Annotated in this window: 1 protein-coding gene; it reads left to right on the top strand. The window is 42.7% G+C overall.

Features of this window, described 5'->3' with window-relative positions; translation table 11 throughout:
• Positions 1-363 (top strand): ATP-binding cassette domain-containing protein (locus SB717_RS34160; protein ID WP_410907264.1); only part of this gene is annotated, 363 nt, incomplete at both ends.

Raw genomic sequence — 363 nt, 5'->3', positions numbered from 1 at the left:
CGAAAAAGAAGAACAAAAAGAAATCATTTTAGACCTTCTGAAAAAGGTAGGATTAAAAGAAGAACACTTATATCGCTACCCGCACGAATTTAGTGGAGGCCAGCGCCAGCGCATTAGCATCGCGCGCGCACTATCTGTAAAACCAGACTTTATCCTATGTGACGAACCAATCTCAGCACTCGATGTCTCAGTCCAAGCACAAGTCGTAAACATGCTGCAAGACATCCAAGAAGAAACAGGAGTCACATACTTATTCATCGCACATGACCTATCGATGGTAAGGCACATATCAGACCGAATCGGAGTCATGTACTTAGGAAACATAGTAGAAATTGCCGATAGTGAAGACCTATACACAAAACC

It is taken from the genome of Priestia sp. SIMBA_032 (assembly GCF_046535215.1).
GTDB classification, from domain to species: Bacteria; Bacillota; Bacilli; order Bacillales; family Bacillaceae_H; genus Priestia; species Priestia aryabhattai.
The sequence above is the reverse complement of the archived record's forward strand: the minus strand, read 5'-3'. Positions and strand labels throughout refer to the sequence as shown.